General features: G+C 69.8%; 19 protein-coding genes. 10 read left to right on the top strand and 9 right to left on the bottom strand.

Annotated features, from left to right (window positions below):
• The first annotated feature begins 123 nt into the window (after positions 1 to 123).
• Complete coding sequence (locus tag ACFXIV_RS09930) at positions 124 to 972, top strand: SDR family oxidoreductase (RefSeq protein ID WP_379397465.1); 849 nt, start codon at positions 124 to 126, stop codon at positions 970 to 972.
• Here the strand turns inward: ACFXIV_RS09930 and soxR are convergent, their stop codons facing one another.
• Positions 973 to 1,479, bottom strand: a complete 507-nt coding sequence (gene soxR / locus ACFXIV_RS09925) for a redox-sensitive transcriptional activator SoxR (RefSeq protein WP_379397467.1) — start codon at positions 1,477 to 1,479, stop codon at positions 973 to 975.
• A 111-nt stretch (positions 1,480 to 1,590) separates the two neighbouring features.
• On the opposite strand from soxR, the gene arcA reads away from it, so the two are divergent.
• Positions 1,591 to 2,820 (top strand): arginine deiminase, encoded by a 1,230-nt coding sequence (gene arcA, locus ACFXIV_RS09920; protein ID WP_379397469.1) that lies wholly within the window; start codon positions 1,591 to 1,593, stop codon positions 2,818 to 2,820.
• 7 nt (positions 2,821 to 2,827) lie between these two features.
• Positions 2,828 to 3,202: a GntR family transcriptional regulator gene (locus ACFXIV_RS09915; RefSeq protein ID WP_379397471.1), complete on the top strand. Its 375-nt coding sequence runs from the start codon at positions 2,828 to 2,830 to the stop codon at positions 3,200 to 3,202.
• A gap of 12 nt (positions 3,203 to 3,214) precedes the next feature.
• Here the strand turns inward: ACFXIV_RS09915 and ACFXIV_RS09910 are convergent, their stop codons facing one another.
• A complete protein-coding gene (locus ACFXIV_RS09910) occupies positions 3,215 to 4,822 on the bottom strand; it encodes a dolichyl-phosphate-mannose--protein mannosyltransferase (protein WP_379397473.1) in 1,608 nt (535 codons plus the stop codon).
• 127 nt (positions 4,823 to 4,949) lie between these two features.
• Between ACFXIV_RS09910 and rsmI the strand changes: the two genes are divergently transcribed.
• The 4 genes from rsmI to ACFXIV_RS09890 all read left to right on the top strand — a co-directional run bounded on the left by rsmI (position 4,950) and on the right by ACFXIV_RS09890 (position 8,023).
• A complete protein-coding gene (gene rsmI / locus ACFXIV_RS09905) occupies positions 4,950 to 5,804 on the top strand; it encodes a 16S rRNA (cytidine(1402)-2'-O)-methyltransferase (protein ID WP_354836128.1) in 855 nt (284 codons plus the stop codon).
• Between the two features lie 100 nt (positions 5,805 to 5,904).
• Positions 5,905 to 6,192: a hypothetical protein gene (locus tag ACFXIV_RS09900; protein ID WP_379397475.1), complete on the top strand. Its 288-nt coding sequence runs from the start codon at positions 5,905 to 5,907 to the stop codon at positions 6,190 to 6,192.
• Positions 6,171 to 6,677: a CPBP family intramembrane glutamic endopeptidase gene (locus tag ACFXIV_RS09895; RefSeq protein WP_379397477.1), complete on the top strand. Its 507-nt coding sequence runs from the start codon at positions 6,171 to 6,173 to the stop codon at positions 6,675 to 6,677. The genes ACFXIV_RS09900 and ACFXIV_RS09895 overlap by 22 nt, the downstream gene beginning before the upstream one ends.
• A 101-nt stretch (positions 6,678 to 6,778) precedes the next feature.
• Positions 6,779 to 8,023 (top strand): cytochrome P450, encoded by a 1,245-nt coding sequence (locus ACFXIV_RS09890; RefSeq protein WP_379397479.1) that lies wholly within the window; start codon positions 6,779 to 6,781, stop codon positions 8,021 to 8,023.
• A 114-nt stretch (positions 8,024 to 8,137) separates the two neighbouring features.
• On the opposite strand, the gene ACFXIV_RS09885 is transcribed toward ACFXIV_RS09890, so the two are convergent.
• Positions 8,138 to 9,286, bottom strand: a complete 1,149-nt coding sequence (locus ACFXIV_RS09885) for an alpha/beta hydrolase fold domain-containing protein (protein ID WP_379397481.1) — start codon at positions 9,284 to 9,286, stop codon at positions 8,138 to 8,140.
• A 99-nt stretch (positions 9,287 to 9,385) separates the two neighbouring features.
• On the opposite strand from ACFXIV_RS09885, the gene ACFXIV_RS09880 reads away from it, so the two are divergent.
• The 3 genes from ACFXIV_RS09880 to ACFXIV_RS09870 are packed head-to-tail and all read left to right on the top strand — an operon-like array spanning position 9,386 to position 11,321.
• Entirely contained in the window at positions 9,386 to 9,970 is a 585-nt protein-coding gene (locus ACFXIV_RS09880; RefSeq protein WP_379397483.1) for a dihydrofolate reductase family protein, read from the top strand.
• Entirely contained in the window at positions 9,967 to 10,512 is a 546-nt protein-coding gene (locus ACFXIV_RS09875) for a dihydrofolate reductase family protein (RefSeq protein WP_379397485.1), read from the top strand. Before ACFXIV_RS09880 ends, ACFXIV_RS09875 begins: the two co-directional genes overlap by 4 nt.
• Positions 10,512 to 11,321 (top strand): alpha/beta fold hydrolase, encoded by an 810-nt coding sequence (locus ACFXIV_RS09870; protein ID WP_379397487.1) that lies wholly within the window; start codon positions 10,512 to 10,514, stop codon positions 11,319 to 11,321. The genes ACFXIV_RS09875 and ACFXIV_RS09870 overlap by 1 nt, the downstream gene beginning before the upstream one ends.
• On the opposite strand, the gene ACFXIV_RS09865 is transcribed toward ACFXIV_RS09870, so the two are convergent.
• The 6 genes from ACFXIV_RS09865 to ACFXIV_RS09840 all read right to left on the bottom strand — a co-directional run bounded on the left by ACFXIV_RS09865 (position 11,267) and on the right by ACFXIV_RS09840 (position 18,871).
• The gene (locus ACFXIV_RS09865; RefSeq protein WP_379397743.1) at positions 11,267 to 13,405 is read right to left on the bottom strand and encodes an MMPL family transporter; all 2,139 of its coding nucleotides are present in this window, start codon (positions 13,403 to 13,405) and stop codon (positions 11,267 to 11,269) included. The genes ACFXIV_RS09870 and ACFXIV_RS09865 overlap by 55 nt on opposite strands.
• A 122-nt stretch (positions 13,406 to 13,527) precedes the next feature.
• Positions 13,528 to 14,733, bottom strand: coding sequence for a peptide synthetase (locus ACFXIV_RS09860; RefSeq protein WP_379397489.1), 1,206 nt, complete (start codon positions 14,731 to 14,733; stop codon positions 13,528 to 13,530).
• Between the two features lie 14 nt (positions 14,734 to 14,747).
• Positions 14,748 to 15,788 carry an NAD-dependent epimerase/dehydratase family protein gene (locus ACFXIV_RS09855; RefSeq protein WP_379397491.1) on the bottom strand — a complete coding sequence of 347 codons (1,041 nt, stop codon included), beginning with the start codon at positions 15,786 to 15,788 and terminating at the stop codon, positions 14,748 to 14,750.
• Between the two features lie 88 nt (positions 15,789 to 15,876).
• Complete coding sequence (locus tag ACFXIV_RS09850) at positions 15,877 to 16,146, bottom strand: hypothetical protein (RefSeq protein ID WP_379397493.1); 270 nt, start codon at positions 16,144 to 16,146, stop codon at positions 15,877 to 15,879.
• Complete coding sequence (locus ACFXIV_RS09845; RefSeq protein WP_379397495.1) at positions 16,143 to 17,963, bottom strand: fatty acid CoA ligase family protein; 1,821 nt, start codon at positions 17,961 to 17,963, stop codon at positions 16,143 to 16,145. The genes ACFXIV_RS09850 and ACFXIV_RS09845 overlap by 4 nt, the downstream gene beginning before the upstream one ends.
• Positions 17,960 to 18,871, bottom strand: a complete 912-nt coding sequence (locus ACFXIV_RS09840; RefSeq protein ID WP_379397496.1) for a hypothetical protein — start codon at positions 18,869 to 18,871, stop codon at positions 17,960 to 17,962. The genes ACFXIV_RS09845 and ACFXIV_RS09840 overlap by 4 nt, the downstream gene beginning before the upstream one ends.
• Positions 18,872 to 18,876: the final 5 nt, after the last annotated feature.

Below are 18,876 nucleotides of genomic sequence, written 5' to 3'. Positions count from 1 at the left end.
GGGCCGGGGTGCGTGCGCCCAGGAAAATAGGGGCGTAACGGGTACTCGCCCGACTCGCGAACAGGATTGTTCGCGTAGTAGCGTGCGGTCTGACAGGGCTGTCGAAGTGAGGGATGGATCGACGTGCGTGATCGTAGCCTGAGGGGCAAGAAGACTTTGATTACCGGCGCGGCGAGCGGCATCGGCCGGGCGACGGCACTGGCGGCGGCCCGCAGGGGCGCGCGGCTGGTGCTCACCGACGTCAATGCCGAGGGGCTGGACGCGACCGTCGAAACCATCCGTTCCACCGGCGGCATCGTCGAGGTCGCCACCGCCCTCGACATCAGCGACTACGACGCCGTCACCGCCTTCGCGGAGAAGGTGCACGAGGAGCTCGGCTCGCTGGACGTGGTGATGAACATCGCCGGTATCTCCACCTGGGGGACGGTGGAGAACCTCGAGCACCGCCACTGGAAACGCCTGGTCGATGTGAACCTCATGGGTCCCATCCATGTCATCGAGAACTTCGTGCCGCCCATGATCGAGGCGAAACGCGGTGGTGCGCTGGTCAATGTGTCCTCGGCCGCCGGTCTGATGGCCTTCCCCTGGCATGCCGCCTACAGCGCCAGCAAGTTCGGCCTGCGCGGCGTGTCGGAGGTGCTGCGCTTCGATCTGGCGCGCCACGACATCGACGTCCACCTGGTGGTGCCCGGCGCGGTCGACACGCCGCTGGTGCAGACCGTGGACATCGTCGGCGTGGATCGCGACGACCCGCGAATCCAGGCCTGGATCAAGCGCTTCCGCCACCACGCCAAGTCGCCCGACCAGGTGGCCGAGGCGATCCTGCGCGGTGTCGAGAAGGGCACCTACCTGATCCACACCCAGTTCGACATCCGGTTCGGCTACTGGTGGTCCCGCAAGTTCGCCTGGCCCTACGAGTTCGCCATGCGCCGCGCCAACGACCTGTTCACCTCGTTCCTGCCGCGCAAGTAGTCACGCCTGGTCGGGAGTGGGGGCGCAGACGGCCTTGGTGCAGTTCTCGGCGGCGTGGGTGTCCAGCACGCGCGCGCCGGGGCCCTCGTCGCCGAGGTGGTCGTGGGCATTGAAGATCTTGCAGACGCCCAGCGAGAGGCAGCCGCAGCCGATACAGCCGGTGAGGTTGTCGCGCAGCCGGATCAGCTGTTCGATGCGGTCGTCGAGGTCGGCGCGCCAGGTGGTGGAGAGGGTCTCCCAGTCGCGGCGGGTGGGGTTGCGGCCGTCGGGGAGGTTGTCGAGGGCGTGCCGGATCTCCGCCAGCGGAATGCCGACCCGCTGTGAGATGCGGATGAAGGCCACCCGGCGCAGGGTTTCCCGGGGGTAGCGGCGCTGATTCCCGCTGGTGCGGCGGGCCGTGATCAGGCCCTCTCGTTCGTAGAAATGCAAGGCGGACACCGAAACTCCGGCTCGCTGGGCGAGCTGACCGGGGGTCAGCTCCTTCGCCTGCCACGACGCGGTCTGCATACCTGAACATTACTCCAGGTTTTTCGCCGGTGCGACTCCAGGGTTCTCCCAGGGTGCGACTCGAGTCGCGAATTCCATGCCATCCGTGCCGTGGGGAACTACCGTCGTGTCATGGGAACAAAGGCCGCACCCACGGCGCGACCGTTTTCCGTGACCTCGGAGGTCGGCGCGCTGCGCACGGTGCTGTTACACCGGCCGGGCGACGAGCTGCGCCGGCTCACCCCGCGCAACAACGACCAGTTGCTCTTCGACGCCATTCCCTGGGTCGAGCGCGCCCAGCAGGAACACGACACCTTCGCCGAGGTGTTGCGCGGGCGTGGCGTGGAGGTGCTGCTGCTGGCCGATGTGTTGACCGAGACCATCCAGGTCAGCGGCGCCGCGCGGATACAGGGCATCTCGGGTGCGGTGGACGCGCGGCGGCTCGGGCACCTGCTCGCCGACGAGCTGGCCGCCCACCTGCGCGGGGTGCCCGCGCCGGAACTGGCGCAGATCCTCATGTCCGGCATGACATTCGACGAGCTGCCGTTCGGGGCGGATGCCACCTCACTGGTGCGGCGCATGCACCACGGGCACGACTTCGTCATCGACCCGCTGCCCAATCTGCTGTTCACCCGGGACTCCTCCTTCTGGATCGGGCCGCGGGTGGCCATCACCTCGCTGGCGCTGCCGGCCCGCGCCCGCGAAACCTCGCTCACCGACCTGATTTACGCGTTCCACCCCCGCTTCCTGGGCGTGCGGCGGGCCTACGAATCGCACACCGCGCCGATCGAGGGCGGCGACGTGCTGTTGCTCGCGCCGGGCGTGGTGGCGGTCGGGGTGGGGGAGCGCACCACGGCGGCGGGCGCGGAAGCCTTGGCGCGCAGCCTGTTCGAGGACGATCTGGCGCGCACCGTGCTCGTGGTGCCGATCGCCCAGACCCGGGCGACCATGCATCTCGACACCGTCTGCACCATGGTGGACGTCGACGCGGTGGTCATGTACCCGGCCATCCAGGATGAGTTGTGCGCCTTCACCATTCGCAAGCAGGAGGGGCACGGGGTGAGCATCTCCGGCCCGGATCCCTTCCTGCGCGTCGCGGCCGAGGCCATGGGCATCGGCAAGCTGCGGGTGGTCGACACCGGCCTGGACGGCGTCACCGCCGAGCGGGAGCAGTGGGACGACGGCAACAACACCCTCGCCCTGGCCCCCGGCGTGGTGGTCGCCTACGAGCGCAACGAGAACACCAATGCGCGGCTCGAAGACGCCGGAATCGAGGTGCTGCGCATCCCCGGCTCCGAGTTGGGTTCCGGCCGTGGCGGTCCGCGCTGCCTGTCCTGCCCGCTGTCGCGTGACGAGGTGTGATGAAGCCATGCTGGACATCCCGGTCGACCACCACTCGACGGTCCCGCCCTACGAGCAGCTGCGCCAGGGCATCATCGCCCGGGTCCGCTCCGGCGAACTGGCCGCCGGGACCAAGATTCCCACGGTCCGGGCGCTGGCGGCGACGCTGAAGCTGGCCCCGAACACCGTGGCCCGCGCCTACCGGGAGCTCGAGCAGGACGGCGTCCTCGAAACCCGCGGCCGCCTGGGCTCTTTCATCGCCTCCTCCGGCGACCCCACCCGCGACCTGGCCGGCCGCGCCGCCACCGAATACGTCGCGGTGATCCGCCGACTCGGCCTCGACGACGCGTCAGCCGTCCGCTATCTGCATGCGGCGCTCGGTGAAACTCCCACGGTCGGTTGACCCTTCGGGCTTTCAGCGCCAGCTCGGGAGCCAGAGGTGGTCGTGCCAGTTGCCCGGGGTGATGGCCTGTGCGGTCAGGATCGGCCAGAGCCAGATGAAATTGGCGATGACCAGGGCCAGGTAGAGGCTGACCAGTAGCAGACCCAGGCCTTGTCGCTCACTGAGCGGCGTGAAGTGTTGCCAGCCGGGGGCTCCCGACAGCCGTCGCCCGATGGGTGGGGCGTGGCCGAGGACGTCGCCGAGCGCCAGCGCCACACCCATGGCCAGGAACGGGGCCAGCGGCACCGCGTAGAAGTAGTACATCTGGCGGTCGAGGTCCAGGAACCAGGGCAGGATGCCCGCGCTGTAGCCGACCAGGACCGCCGCGTAGCGCCAGTCGCGGCGCACCGCGCTGCGCCACAGCGCCCACGCCAGCACGGGGAAGGCCACCCACCACAGCGCGGGGGTGCCGATCGCCATCACGGCCTTCACACAGGTGGGCTGGCCGCAGCCGGTCACATTGGTGTCGGCGTAGTAGTAGAGCATCGGCCGCAGGCCCATGGGCCAGGTCCACGGCTTGGATTCCCAGGGATGGTGATTGCCGGCGGAATTGGTGAGCTGCGAGTGGAAGGTGAGCACTTCGCCGCCGTAGTACCAGAGCCCGCGCAGTGCGCTCGGTACCCAGGAGAAGTCGCCGCCGCGTCCGACCTTCACCCCGACCGCGTACCGGTCGTAGCTGGTCTCGTTGGCGAACCAGCCCCAGAAGGAGGCCAGGTACACGAACACCGGGATGACGGCGAGCGCGTAGACGGTGGGCCCGAGATCCCGTCTGGCCACACCCCACCACGGCCGCTGCACCCGGTAGCCGCGGCGGGCCGAGAGATCGAAGGCCAGGGACAGCGCGGCGAAACCGATGATCCAGTACGCGCCGGACCATTTGGTGCCGCAGGCCAGCCCGAGCAGGACGCCCGCCCCGAAGCGCCACCAGCGCACCCCGAATCGCGGCCCGTACGGGCTGTCGTCGATGCGGCCCTGCGCGGCCACCAGCGCGATGCGCGCCCGGATGTCGTCGCGGTCCACCACCAGGCAGCCGAAAGCCGCTGTCACGAACAGGGCTTGGAAGATGTCGAGCATCCCGATGCGGGAGGACACGAAGGTGAGCCCGTCGCAGATGATCAGAATGCCCGCGAACGCGCCGATCAGCGTGGACCGGGTCATCCGCCGGACGATGCGGATCACCAGCAGCACGATCAGCGTTCCGGAGACGGCCGCGGTGAACCGCCATCCCCAGGGGGAGTAGCCGAAGATGGCCTCGCCCAGCGCGATCATCTGCTTGCCCACCGGCGGGTGCACCACCAGCCCGTAGCCCGGGTTGTCCTCCACGCCGCCGCCGGTGAGCACCTGCCAGCCCTGCGGCGCGTAGTGCTTCTCGTCGAAGACGGGCGTGTGCAGATCGGTCGGATAGTTCAGGAACAGGAACCGGGTGATGGCGGCGATGGCTGTGAGGAACAGCGTGACCACCCACCCCCGAGCCCAGTCCGTGGGCCCGAAATCGGGTGAGGGCACCAGCGGAGCCGGACTCGACAGCGCCGCCGTCTCCGCCCCCACCGCTGCCGGTCGCACGTCTGTCACCTGGGTCACGCCGTCGATCGTAAGCGGTACCCGCCCCCGAGTCCCGCCGCGGTGAGGATGGAGGTTGGCGGTGCCGGTCGATCGCATCGATAGAGTCGGGGGCGAGTTGGCGGACCTTGCGAGGAATAGGAGCACCATGAGCGCGGAGCCGAGTGCCGGCGGACGGCTGGTCTTGGCGGCCACTCCCATGGGCGATATCGGGGATGCCTCGCAGCGGCTGCGGGACGCGCTGGCGACCGCCGAGGTGGTGGCCGCCGAGGACACGCGCCGGACCCGGTCACTGGCCAAGGCCCTGGACATCGAGATCACCGGCCGGGTGGTGAGCTTCTACGACCACGTGGAGACCGCGCGGATCCCGATGCTGCTCGAGGAGATCGAGTCCGGTCGTACCGTGCTGCTCGTCACCGATGCCGGGATGCCGTCGGTGAGCGATCCGGGCTATCGGATGGTGGCGGCCTGCGTGGAGCGCGGCCTCCCGATCACCTGCCTGCCGGGCCCGTCCGCGGTGACCACCGCGCTCGCGCTGTCCGGCCTCCCGGTCGAGCGGTTCTGTTTCGACGGCTTCCCGCCCCGCAAGTCCGGTCAGCGCAAGGAGTGGCTGCGGACCCTCACCGCGGAGCCGCGGGCCGTTGTGTTCTTCGAGGCCCCGCACCGTCTTGCGGACTGCCTGGCCGATGCCGTCGAGGTGCTCGGCCCGGAGCGCCGCGCGGCGGTGTGCCGCGAGCTCACCAAGACCTACGAGGAGGTCGTGCGCGGCACGCTGGCCGAGCTGGCCGCGTGGGCGGTCGAGGGCGCGCGGGGGGAGATCACCGTGGTTCTCGAGGGCGCGCAACCGGTTTCCGCCGAGCCCGCCGACCTGGTGGGCCAGGTGGAGGCGCTGATCGGCTCCGGGCTGCGGCTCAAGGACGCATGCGCCGAGGTCTCCGCGGCCACGGGGGCCTCGCGCCGCGAACTCTACGACGCGGTGCTCGCCGCCCGGGCCGCCGAGTAGCCGGGTAAGACTCGGGACTGGCTCTCGAGTCTGATATTGCGGTGCGGGAATCACTCTCGGGTGTGAGGACCGTCGAGAATCGCGGTGCGACCATCGCGGGGTGATCTCGAATGAGGTGCGGCGGTCGGGAAGTATCGGCGCGATGGTCGGCACCTACGTGTTGCTGGCGTTTCTGGCGTCCGGAGTTCTGCTTGTGGTGCAGGCGAATTCGGGGATCGACCCGGCGGCGCTGTCGTTGACGCAATTCGGGCCCGCGGTGGCGGTGGGGGTGGTGGCCCTGGTGTGGCGGCAGCGCCTGGCCGCCCTGCTGCCCGCGCCGGCGTCGTGGGACGTGGTGCGCGGACATGGTGTGGCGGTGGTGGTTTCGTGTGCGGCCACCGCCTGTTGACCGCCGCGATGGCCTCCGACTCGATGAACCTGCGCGGTCCGGTGGCGGTGGGTGGGGTGCCCTTCGCGGTGTTCGTGCTGCTCCAGCTGGTCGGTGCGGCGGGGGAGGAGGCGGGCTGGCGCGGATTCCTGCAGCCGGTGCTGGAGTCGCGGTATGCCCGGCCGGTGGCGATCGGGATCACCGGGGTGGTCTGGGCGGTGTGGCATGTGCAGGCGTTCGCGGCGGGACCGGCGGTGGCCGCGGCGTTTCTGGCGGCTGTCCTCGGATTCGCCTGTGTGCTGGGGTTTCTCGCGGTCGGCAGTTACCCGCAGCGGGTGCTGATCGGCACCGTCGGGCACTGGCTGATCAATGTGGCGCTGTACTTGGTGATGGGTGACGACACGCTGGGCCTGCCGCAGCTGTACTACTACGCTGCGGCGGCACTGATCGTCGGTGCGGCCGTGTGGATTTCGCGCCGGGGAGCGAGTGTCCGCGCGGCCGGATGATCGGCGGGCGCGGCCGAGGTTTGTGCACTCCGAGTGCATGCAGCGGCTGGGGTGGCCGATGGCGGGACCCGTCAACCCGGCCGCTGTTAGAGTCCCCGATCATGGTGCACGAAACCGATGTCCCGGCAGGCGAATTGGCGATCGAGCCGTTCGTGCTGACCGATGACTTCTATCAGCACCCGCACGCCGCATACGACCTGCTGCGTGCGCGCGGGCCCGCGCATTTCGTGCGTTTCCCGGACGGCGGCACCGGCTGGCTGATCACCGACTACGAGGCGGCCAAGGCGGCTTTCCTGGACCCGGCCATCAGCAAGGCCCTCAAATCCGAGGGCGCGCGCACGGCCCTGGCGGGTGATGGCGCGGGCGCCCAGGCGGCCGGCGCCATGTTCGGCGACATGATGCTCTTCTACGACCCGCCGGAGCACACCCGCTTGCGCACCCTGGTGAACCGGGCCTTCAGCGGCCGTGCCGTGCGCGAATTGACCCCGCGCATCACCGAATTGGCCGACGCCCTGCTCGCCGACCTGGCCGCCGACGCCGCCGTCGATCAGGATCTGCTGGACCGCTACGCCTTCCCGCTGCCCATGCTGGTCATCTGCGAACTGCTGGGTGTGCCCCACGCGGATCGCGACGACTTCCGCGCCTGGTCCACCACCCTGGTCTCCAATGACGAGACCGTCGAGGCCCGCGGGGCCGCGGTGCAGCGGTTCCTCGCCTACATCGATCAGCTCATCAACGCCAAGCGCGACGAGCCCGCCGATGACCTGCTCTCCGAACTCATCTCGGCCGGCGAGGACGGCGACCGGCTCTCGCACCGCGAGCTGATCAGCATGGTGTTCCTGCTGCTGGTCGCGGGTTTCGAGACCACCGTGAACCTCATCTCGAACGCGGTCGCGATCCTGCTGACGGACAAGGACGTCCGGACCGCACTGGCCGAAACCCCGGATCGGGTACCAGATTTCGTGGAGGAGGTGCTGCGCTACGAGTCGCCGGCGAGTGAGGCCACCTTCCGCTACACCACCGTCGCGGTCACCCTGGGCGGCGTCGAAATCCCCGCCGGACAGCGCCTGCTGGTGTCCATGGCCGCCGCCGACCGCGACCCGGCCCGCTTCGCCGATCCGCACCGCGTGGACCTGGACCGCGCCGACAAGAACCACCTCGCCTTCGGCCACGGCGTCCACCGCTGTGTCGGTGCGCCCCTGGCGCGCATGGAGGGCGGGATCGCGCTGAGCCGATTGCTGGCGGCCTACCCGGATCTGGAATTGGCCGCCGGGGCGGAACTGACCTGGCGCAAATCCCTGATCGTGCGAGGTCTCACCGCCCTGCCGGTGCGGCTCCGCCCCTGAACCGGGCGTCGGCCCGTCGAGATGTGCGCACGACGAAGGGGGTTGTGCGCCCATCTCCGCGGGCAGACGCGCGCCGGCCGAATCGGTTTCCGCCGGTGGCGGGTCCGGCCCGGTTCACGGGGCCGGTTTCTGGAGGAAGTCGCCGACCTGCCCGACGGCCTCGGCCGCTTCCGGATGGAAGGACCAGTAGATCTGGAAGGCGTGCCCGTCGACCGGGTAGCTGTCGTGCCGGACCGCGACATCGGCAGCTCGCAGCCGCTCGACGAGCGCATTCGTATTCCGCCCGAGGCTGTCGAACTCACCGGATTGCACCAGGGTCGGCGGTAGGCCGGTGAGATCGGCGCACATGGGGTTGGCCTCCGGATCGCTCACCGGGCGGCCCGCCAGGTAGGCGGTCTGGAAGCGCAGGTGCTGTTCGACATCGGCGGGCGGGTTGTCGGCGGGGGCGTAGAAGTCGACGGCAGGGCACAGCAGCACGGTCGCCCGCGGCATGGGCAGGCCGCAGTCGCGGGCGTGCAGCAGCGCCGACAGGATCAGCATGGCCCCGGTCGAATCACCCACCAGCGCAATACTTTCCGGTGGCTTACCGCACTCCAGCAGCCAGCGGTAGGCGGTGCACACATCGTCGCGGGCGGCCGGGAAGGGGTGTTCCGGGGCGAGCCGGTATTCGGGCACGAGTACCCGGGTGCGCCCGGCCTCGGCGACCGCGCCCGCCATGCCGCGATACCCGTAGGCCGAGCCCATCATGAAGCCGCCGCCGTGCGCGTAGACGGCGACGGTCTCGGAGTCCTCGGGGCGCGCGAGCTGGATGCCGGGCACCCCGCCGGCGTTCACCGGCTCCAGCAGCACGCCCTCCGGGATGGGGAACTGTGCGTGCATGAGTTCGAAGGCCGACCGCATGGGCGCCAGGTCGCCGTTGAAGGTCTCCTCCACCGGACTCCACAGCCGGTCCATACGGGCCGAGAGCTCGCCGCCCGCCGCGCGGGCCGCCGTCAGGGCGCTGTCCAGGCCGGCGAGCACGTCACGGGTTCGATCCAGCAGCGCCGTGCCCGCGGGAGTGAGGCCCACGCTGCGGGTATTGCGATGGAAGAGGTCGCAGCCCACCAGCTTTTCCAGTGACCGGATGGTCCGGCTGAGCGCGGGCTGGGTGACGTAGAGCCGCTGCGCCGCGCGGCCGAAGTTCAATTCCTCGGCGACCGCGACGAAGGCGCGCAGGTGCCGGAGTTCCACGCCCTCGGGGGTCCGAGGCAGCGGCTCGACCATGCGCTCGAGTATGCCCGCCCCGCATTCATTCCGCTGCGGCATCGCTGTCTTGCGAACCCGGCAATTCCTTGGGCTTTCCGAAACTGCGACCGTGGACGCATGGGAAAAATTGTTGCAGGGCAGTACCTTTCACTGGACGGCGTGACCGAGAGCGGCTGGACCGGTCTCGCCCCGTCGATCTCACCGACCGATCCGCACACCGGGCCGTATTTCAACGACGCCGAGGTGCAGCAGGCCGTGGGCGCCATCATGGCGGGCAATGACGCCATGCTCCTGGGCCGCACCACCTACGAGGGCCTGAAACCCTTCTTCACCAGCCAGTCCGGCCCGTACTTCGACGCCGTCAACGCCATGTCCAAGTACGTGGTGTCCACGACGCTGGAGTCCACCGACTGGGCCAACACCACCATCCTGCGCGACAACCTGGCCAAGGAGATCGGCGCGCTCAAGGACCGGCATCAGCACATCGGCATCGGCGGCAGCGGCACCCTGGTGCGCTACCTGATCGCCGAGAACCTCCTCGATGAGCTGCACCTGCTGGTGTTTCCGCTGATCCTGGGCGGCCCGGGCGCGCGATTCTTCACCCCGGACCAGATGCCGGCCACCTTCACGCTCACCGACTGCCGTCCCCTGGACTGCGGTGTGGTGAACCTGGTCTACAGCCGGCAGGAGGCCGCGGCATGAGCCGCCGCATCACCGCCAACGTCTACCTCTCCCTCGACGGCGTGGTGGAAGCTCCGGAGAACTGGCACTTTCCGTACCACGACGACGCGACCCAGGAAGCGGTGATGGCGGGCCTGCGCGCCGCCGACACCCTGCTGCTGGGCCGCAAGACCTACGACATCTTCGCCGCCGCGTGGCCGGACCGGGAAGGCGAGATGGCCGACTGGTTCAACCTGACGCCGAGACTCGTGGTGTCGTCGACGCTTCGGGATCCGGGGTGGAAGTACACCACCGTGCTCGCCCCCGACCGGCTCGTCGAGGAGCTCACCGAGCTCAAGGAACAGCCGGGCCTCGCAATCGCCGTGCACGGCAGCATCACCCTGGTGCGGACGCTGCTCGAGCACGGGCTGCTGGACGACCTCGTCGTCATGCTGCACCCCATCGTCGTGGGCTCGGGCGAACGGATGTTCCCCGGCAACGGCCCCCGGCTCCCGTTACGACTCACCGCCGCGACCACTTTCGGCAGCGGCATCCAGGCCCTCACCTACACCAAGGACAACTGATGGAACCCACCAAAGGCTTCGTGGACTCCAAGGACGGCACCCGCATCGCCTACACCCGATACGGTTCGGGCCCGGCGGTCGTGCTCATCGACGGCGCGCTCGCCGCCCAGGAGTTCGGCCCCAACAAGTCACTCGCCGAGGCGCTTTCGAGCCGCTACACCGTCTACACCTACGACCGGCGCGGCCGGGGCGAGAGCGGCGACAACCTGCCGGTCGACATCGAGCGCGAATTCGAGGATCTCGACGCGGTCATCGACCTGGCCGGGGGACCGGTGATGCTGTATGCCATCTCGTCGGGCGGCGGCCTGGTCCTGGACTACCTGCGCAGCGGCCGCACGGTGCGCAAGGTCGCCCTCTACGAGGTGCCGTTCGTGGTCGACGACAACACCCGCCCGCCGGCCCCGGCCGACTATGTCGAGCACCTGACTTCCCTGCTGGCCCAGGGCAAGAACGGTGATGCGGTCAAATACTTCATGCGAGCGGGAGTGCATCTGCCCGCCCTCATGGTGGCCGCGTTCCCGCTCTTCCCGGGCTGGAGTCACCTCAAGACGGTGGCTCCGACCATGGCCTACGACATCCAGTACGTCCAAGCGTTCCAACGGGGCCGCAAGCTTCCGGCCGATCGCTGGGCCGGGCTCGATCTGCCGGTCACCGTGATCGCGGGCAGCAAGAGCCCCGCCTGGATGCGCAATGCCAATGCCGCGCTGGCCCAGGCGATTCCGGGTGCCTCGCACCGGGTTCTGCCCGGCCAGACTCACCTGGTCAAGGCGCCCGTGCTGGCACCCGCGCTGATCGAATTCTTCGGCTGAACCTTTCTCCGATTACCCGGGGCCCACCAGTTGGCGGGCCCCATCAGCTTGACCAGGGCCGGAACCAGCAGCATGCGCACCAGGGTGGCGTCGATGACGAGCGCGATCACCATGCCCAGACCGAGGAAACGCATGGGCGTGAGCGGAGAGAGCGTGAACGCCCCGGTGATGAGCACGAGCAGCGTTGCGGCGGCGGTGATCACGCGGGCGGTCTGGACGGTGCCGATGCGGACCGATTCCTCGGTGTCGGCACCGGCGTTGTGGGCCTCCACCATTCGCGAGAGCAGGAACACCTCGTAGTCGGTGGACAGCCCGAAGACCACGGCGATGATGAGCACCATCATGCCCGCCGACAGTGGCCCGACGCTGATGTGCAGTGCACCCGCCAGGTGGCCCTGATCGAAGATCCAGGTCAGCACCCCGAAGGTGGCCGTCAGGCTCAGGAACGCCATGAGCACTGCCTTGAGCGGCAACACAATCGAGCGGAAGGCCAGTGCCAGCATGAGCAGGGTCACCGCCACCATGACCACGATCATGAGCGGCAACCGGTCCAGGACGGCGGCGATGCTGTCGACGGTGCTGGCGCTCTCGCCGCCGACCCGCAGGTCGAGTCCGTCCAGGCGCAGGTCACGCAGGTCGCGCACGACGTCCTGGGCCCGCGGCGAGCGGTCCGGAGCGGCCAGCGCCGCGTGGATGACGGTGGTGTTGTCGCGGGTGTCCAGCGCGGTCGCCTGGCGCACGCCCTGGACGCCGCTGATCTCTCGCAGGGCGGTGCTGATGGCGGTCGGAGTGGGTGCGCTGCCGTCGGTTTCGCGCAGCAGGATGGTCGCGCCACTGTTGGCGGCCGGGAAATGCGCGCTCAATTCCTCCACGGCGGCGCGGGTTTCATTACCGGCGGGCAGTGCGGTGTGGTCGACATCGCCGAGTCGGACGCCGGACAGCGGTGCGGCGAGGACCAGCAGGATCGCACCGACCGCGATGGCGACCGTGCCCGGCCGGCGCATGACGGCGGTGACGACCCGTCCCCAGAATCGTTGCGCCCGTTCCTCCGAGCGCTCGAAGGCGTCCGCGCGCCAGCTCCACTTGCCGATGCGCGAGCCCAGCAGGGTGAGGATCGCAGGCAGCGCGGTCACCGACAGCAGCGCGGCCAGCCCGACCGCGGCGATGGCCCCGATGCCGAGTGAGCGCAGCACGGCCAGCGGGAACACGAAGGTGCCCGCGAACGCGCACATGAGCAGCAGCGCCGAGAACAGCACGGTGCGCCCGGCGGTCCGCAGGGTGCGGGTCACCGCCTCCTCGGTCGAGCGCCCCTGCCCCAGCTCCTCGCGGAACCGTCCGACGATGAAAAGCCCGTAGTCGATGGCCAATCCGAGCCCCAGCAGCGACACCACATTCATGGCGAACACGCTGACCTCGGTCATCCGCGCGATGATCCCGACCGCGCCCAGCGCCCCCACCACCGCCAGCGTGCCGATGAGTACCGGCAGCGCGGCGGCCACCACCCCGCCGAATACCAGCACCAGCACGATCGCGGTCAGCGGGATCGAAATCGATTCGGCCAGTACCAGATCGTGCCGCGACTGATCGCTGATGGTGTCGGCGAGCGCGCTGTATCCGGTCAGCTTGGTGTCGATTCCCGGAATACGCAGTGCGGCGGCAATTTTCGGATACTCCGCGACCCGCTGATTGTCGTTCCCCGCGGAGAACACGACCGCTACCGCCTGCCGTCCATCGGACGATCGGAGGTACTGCGATCGCGGACTGTTCCAATAACTTTCGACCGGCCGATCCAACAGCGCCGGATCGATCTTGCCGATCGCCTCGGTCACTCTCGGCCCGATATCGGCCAGCGACTGCCCCTCGGGCGCGGTGTAGATCGCGATGACATCCGGGTTCTGCGGCCCCAGGCGTTCGGTCACCCAGGCATCCACCGCCGCGGATTCACCATCGGGCACCACGAATCCCGCCGAGCTCACCCGCTGCTGCAGCCCGGCCGCGAACAGCCCGCAGGCCAGTGCGAACAGCACCGCGACCACCAGCACGGTCTTGGGCCGCGCCACCACGACCCGAGCCCAGGCGGCCATGAGGCCATCTGATTCCGCGGTCTCGGTGACCTCGGCGGGACTGTCGACGACGGTCATGGGGCGCTCCGATCCTTGTGTGCGAGTGGCCTATTGCCGCGGCCGGGCTCGGGTCGAGAGGAGAGTCAGGCGGTCGCGTCCGAATTCGTGGGCGTCAGTTCGCTTTCCAGCGTGCGGACGATGCGGTCCAGCAGGGCGTCCAGGCGTTCCGGAATGCCGCGTCCGTTGCGGACGGAGACGGTCAGCTCGGTGCGTCCGCCGCATTCGGTCATGCCCATGAGCAGCGGCATGGCGACGCTGTGCTGCGGCATGACCTTGATGGCGGTGGGGGCGAATCCGGGGACCGCGAGTGCGTCGAGGTCGTAGCGGCCCATGTGGGAGACGGTGGCGGAGGCCAGGTTCCGGCCGGTACGCGAGCCGAGCAGGTTCAGCGTGCGCAGCAGCCCGCGCCCCGCCGCCTGCGGCAGGTATTTCAGCCCGCCGTTGTCCATCTGGTTGAGCTCGCGGTTCTCCTTCAGGCCCGCGCGCTTGATCTCGTTGAACTGCTTCCAGTCCATGCCCGGCCGCACGTCCAGGAACAGCGGCAGCGCGAGGTTCGCGGTGGACCGCAGTTCCGGGTCGTGGCGGCGGATGTCGACCGGAATCATGATGCGCGAGATCGGCCCGCCCTCCTCGGCGAGCAGCGCCGCCACCCGCATGAGCGCGCCCGGCCCGGTCGCGTGAATGGTGCGGGTACGCAACAGATGCCGGGGTTCGCCCGGGTCCTGCCGCCCGTGCCCGACCGCCGAGCGGAAGCGCGGCAGCATGAGCGTGGGCCGCCCGGGCGCGCCGATCTTGCGCACCAGTTCGGCGTCGGCGATCGGATCGGGCGCACCGACGGGTTCCTCACCGCGCAGCACCCGCAGCACATCGGTGGCCCACATGACCATGCCCATGCCGTCCATGACGCCGTGGAAGACCCGGAACACCAGGGTGGTCGGCCCCTGCTCGCCCTCGGGTAGGTCGGCCGTGAGCAGCAGTACCTCCACGGTGGCGTCCGGTGTCGGACCGATCGGGCTGGTGAGCACCGGATCCGCCTCCAGCGCCGGATATTCCAGCACGTGGTCCACCACCCGCACGCTCGGCGCGACCCCGCTGTCCACCCACTGCTTGCCGTCGCGGACCAGCCGCGCACCGGGATTGGCGTCGGCGGCGGTGGCGACCGCGCGCCGCAGCGCCTCCGGATCGATGCTGCCCTGGCCCTCCACCACCAGCTGCATCAGGAACGGCGGCGCGAGATCCCGCATAGGGAAGTAGATGAGCTCGGTGGGGGAGATGGGACGGCGGAACATGTGTGTACCCCTGCCTAGATCTTCTCGGTCAATGCCACGATGCCGCCCTGGGTTTCGAGCCAGGCCAGGAACTCGGTCAGCCCGGTCTCGCGGTCCACGATCGGCTGGTAGCCGAAATCCCGGGTGGCGGCCGAGGTGTCGTAGGTGGCGGTGCGGGTCATCAGCGCCACCACGTACCGCGTCAGCGGCGGCGACCACCGGGTGGCGACGAACGGCAGGCGCCAGACGGTTTCGATGGCGGCCACCGCGGCGGTGAGCACCCGCGGATTCGGCTGCCGGGTCGGCTTCGGATAGCCGAGGCCGGTGGCCACCTCGCCGAGGAAGCCCCACACGTCGGTCTGCTCGGCGTCGGCGATGAAATACGCCTTGCCGCCGACCTGCTCGGAGCGGGCCGCCAGAACGGCCGCCTCCGCGATGTTCTCCACATGGCACAGCGAGGCCATCACCTGCTTGCCGTAGGACAGGTCCGGCAGCGTGCCCGCGGCCGCCCGCCCGAGCAGCCGCACGATCGGCCCGGACCGGTCGCCGGCGCCCCAGATGGCGCGGGGCCGCAGTGCGCAGGCCGTGAATTCGGCGGTGTTGGCAGCCAATACGGCTCGTTCGGCCGCGGCCTTGGTCTCCGAGTACACGTTCAGGTAGCGGCTCGGGTACGGCACCGATTCGTCGATGTCCACCTGATCGCCGCCGTCGCGGTCCATGAGTGCGCTGGGGCTGGAGATGAACACGAACCGCGAGGCCCCATTGCGCTTGGCGGCGCGCAGCAGATTCTCGGTGGCCGTGACGTTCTCGGCCACGAACTGCGCCCGGGTGCCGCGGTCGTCGACCCGCGCCGCGCTGTGGAACACCACGTCCACGCCCTTGGTGGCGCGTTCGAGCGACACCTGATCGGTGAGATCGCCGGTGATGATCTCGATCTCGTCGATGACCTCGTACAGGTCACGCAGATTGCTGGTGGGCCGGGCCAGGATGGCCACCTCGAAGCCGCCGTCCCGGAGGAGGCGGCGCACGATCGCCCCGCCCAGGAACCCGGATGCCCCGGTTACCAGTGCCTTCACGCTCTATCCTCTCCGCATGATCGGGGGCGCTGCGTGCTTACGCAGGCAAGCGCTGGGTGGTGGAGCGGCTCCTCCGCGCCTGACCCGTTCATGCGGCCTCCTGTGTCTTCCACCAGGTGATTCCGAAGATCTGGGTCATGGCCGCCGTCTTGACCGGCGAGTGCTCGGTACCCGCGGTCGCCTTCAGCGCGGCCGGGATCTGGGCCGCGTGCACCACGATGCTGAGGAAGGCGTCGATCCAGAACACCGCCCGCAGCAGCCGGCTGGCGGGGGCGCGATCGCCCGCCGCCAGCAGCAGCCCGAGGGCCAGGTAGAGCCATCCCAGTACCGGAATCGCCCGCAGCACAGTCACCTTCATCGTCCGTCGTCCCTTCCGAGCTGCTCCGCCGCCCAGACCGCGAGTTGTTCGCGGCCGATCTTGGCATTGTGTCGGATATCGACCGGGAACTTCGGATGGAACAGGAACGTGGAAACCGGTGCGGTGACATCGAATTCGCCGGCCCGCTGCCGCAACTGCGCCGTCAGCGCCGCGGTGTCCGTGCCGGGCGCGGCCTCCACGCAGAGCACCGGCAGCTGCGCGCCGCGGGTGCCCACGCCGACCAGCGCGGTGCGGACCACCCCGGGCAGTATGTTGAAGACCTGCTCCACCTGCACGGAGAACATGGGTCCGGCGGCGGTGTGCACGCGCTGACTCTTGCGGCCGCAGAACCAGATCCGGCCCTCGCCGTCGATCCAGGCCAGGTCGCCGGTGCGATGCCACACCGTGTCGTCCTCGTGGATCTTGCCCGCCAGATTCGCCGACTCCGGCCAGTAGTAGCGGGTGCTCACGTTCGGTCCCGACACCACCAGCTCGCCGATGCCACGGGTGGCGACCAGCTCGGATTCGCGGGCCTCGGCCTGCGCCCAGGTCGGGATGGGATCGTCGGTGATGGCGACCAGCCGGGCCCGCACACCCTCGGCGGGCCGCCCGACACAGGTGCCGTCGCCCAGGTGCGCGCGCTCCGCCAGACCGCCCAGCAGTTCCCGGGATTCGATGGTGGACATGGGCAGCGCCTCGGTGGAGCCGTACCCGGCGTACACCTCGGCGTCCTCGGCCAGCACCTGCCGCAGCCCAGCGATGCACCAGTCCGGGACGGGCGCGCCGCCGGAATAGATGCTGTGCAGGGTCGGCACCGGCGTCTTGTGCGTCTCCAGGTGCCGCAGCAGCGGAATCAGCACGGCCGGGGAGGCGAACATGGTCTTCACGCCGAACCGGTTGAGGGCGTCGACCACGTGCGCCGGATCGGTGGAGCCGACCTTGCTCGGCACCAGCGGCAGTAGTACGCACCGTGATCCGAGCAGCATGTCGAGAATGCCCACCAGCGGCAGCGTGATCAGCGAGGTGCCCGGTTCCACCCGGCCGCGCGCGGCGTGCACCTGCTCGACCATGGCGCTGAGATTGCCGTGCGTCATCTCCACGGCCTTGGCGGGCCCGGTGCTGCCGGTGGTGTAGGCGATGAGCAGCACCTCGTCCGCCGGCGCCGGCACCCGCTCGCGCAGGGTGAAGGCGTCGAACGGGGCCCGGTGCTCGCCGGCGGTCCGCCGCTCGGCGCGGGCGGCCAGCAGTTCCTCCAGTCGCGCCGCGACTTTCGCGCCGACCGGACCGGCCGCGCCGTCGGCGCGGAACCTGTTGCCGAGCCGGCCCGCGGTCACCGGCGCGCCCCAGCTGCGCAGGGTCGGCCCGCTCCAGAACCACCGCGGGCCGACGGTGAGAGTCACCCGCACGTCCCGGAAGTATTTGCCGAACAGCACTCGTGCCGCGTGCGCCTGCGGAATGCCGATGAACGCCTCGGCATTCGCGGCGCGCAGGCAGTTGAGCATCTTGCGCAGGCCCATGCCCGGATCGATGACCACCGGGATGGCGCCGATCTTCAACAGCCCCAGCATGATCGCGTACAGCTCCGGGCTGGGCAGCACCAGCACGATGGTGCGGGTGCCGCGGCCCACACCCGCCGCGGCCAGGTGCAGGCCGATGGTGTCGGACCACTCGTCGAGCTCACGGTAGGTGAGGTGGCGGTAGTCCGGGAGGCCGGAGGCGGTCTTCCCCGCGGGGTAGATCACCGCCTCACGGTCCGGATCGGCGGCCACCACCGCTCGGAAGCGGTCGATGGCCTGCCAATAGGTCGCGGTGGTCACGCCGCGGCTCCGGCGAGGGCCGGGAGCCGGTAGACGACCGCGGCGGCCGAGGGGCCCGCACCGGCCGCCACGAACAGCACATCACGGTAGCCGGCCAGCGAATCCGCCTGGGCGGCCGCGTGATACGCCAGGGTGAGCGCGGCCGTGTGCGGGTCACCGTCGGTCAGGTCCGGGGTGAACACCGCGTCCGCGGCGATGCCGAGTTCGGCGGCCAGCCGGGCCGGGAAGTCGGCGCTCGGGGTGGCGGCGATGAGCGCCGTGGTGGTCTCGTCGACCGCACTGTCCGACAGCGCGGCGCGCGCGGCCTCGGCGGCGGTGGCCAGCAGCCGGTCCAGGTAGTCGGGTTCGCGCTCGACCGTCATGATGCCGCGGCCGCGATCGCCCATGGTCTCGGTGTCCACGTAGGACTCCAGGCCCGGAGCGCCCGCGGCGGCACGGGTGTGCACCCGGCCGAAGCCCTCGGGCTCGCCGGTCTGCTCCAGCAGCAGCGCCGCACCCGCGGTGGCGTAGGGGAATTCGTCGTCGGCGGCGGAGCGCGTCAGCGACGGGTGGGTGTCACCCGACACCACCAGCACGTGCTCGGCGCTGCCGGTGGCCAGCACCGCCTGCGCCACCTGCACGGCATTGAGCACGCCGGTGCCGGCGTTCATGAGGTCGAAGGAGAACGACCGCGGGTCCTCCTTCACGTAGTCGAGCCCGATGCCCGCGGCCTTCTGGATCAAGGCCGACACGGCCGGCTCGACGGTATTGCTGTCGCGGAAGATACCCGCGTTGATCATGACCCCGACCTGCCCGGGCTCGATGCCCGCGCTCTCCATGGCCCGCCGCGCGGCCCGGCCGCTGAGTTCGACGATGCTGAAAGTGTCGGTGTCCCGGCTGATTCCGGTGGACTTGATGCGCACACCCATGGCAG

Source organism: Nocardia sp. NPDC059236, assembly GCF_042754085.1.
In the GTDB taxonomy this organism is placed as follows: Bacteria; Actinomycetota; Actinomycetes; order Mycobacteriales; family Mycobacteriaceae; genus Nocardia.
Note: the sequence above shows the minus strand (reverse complement) of the source record. Positions and strands in the feature narration are given on the sequence as shown.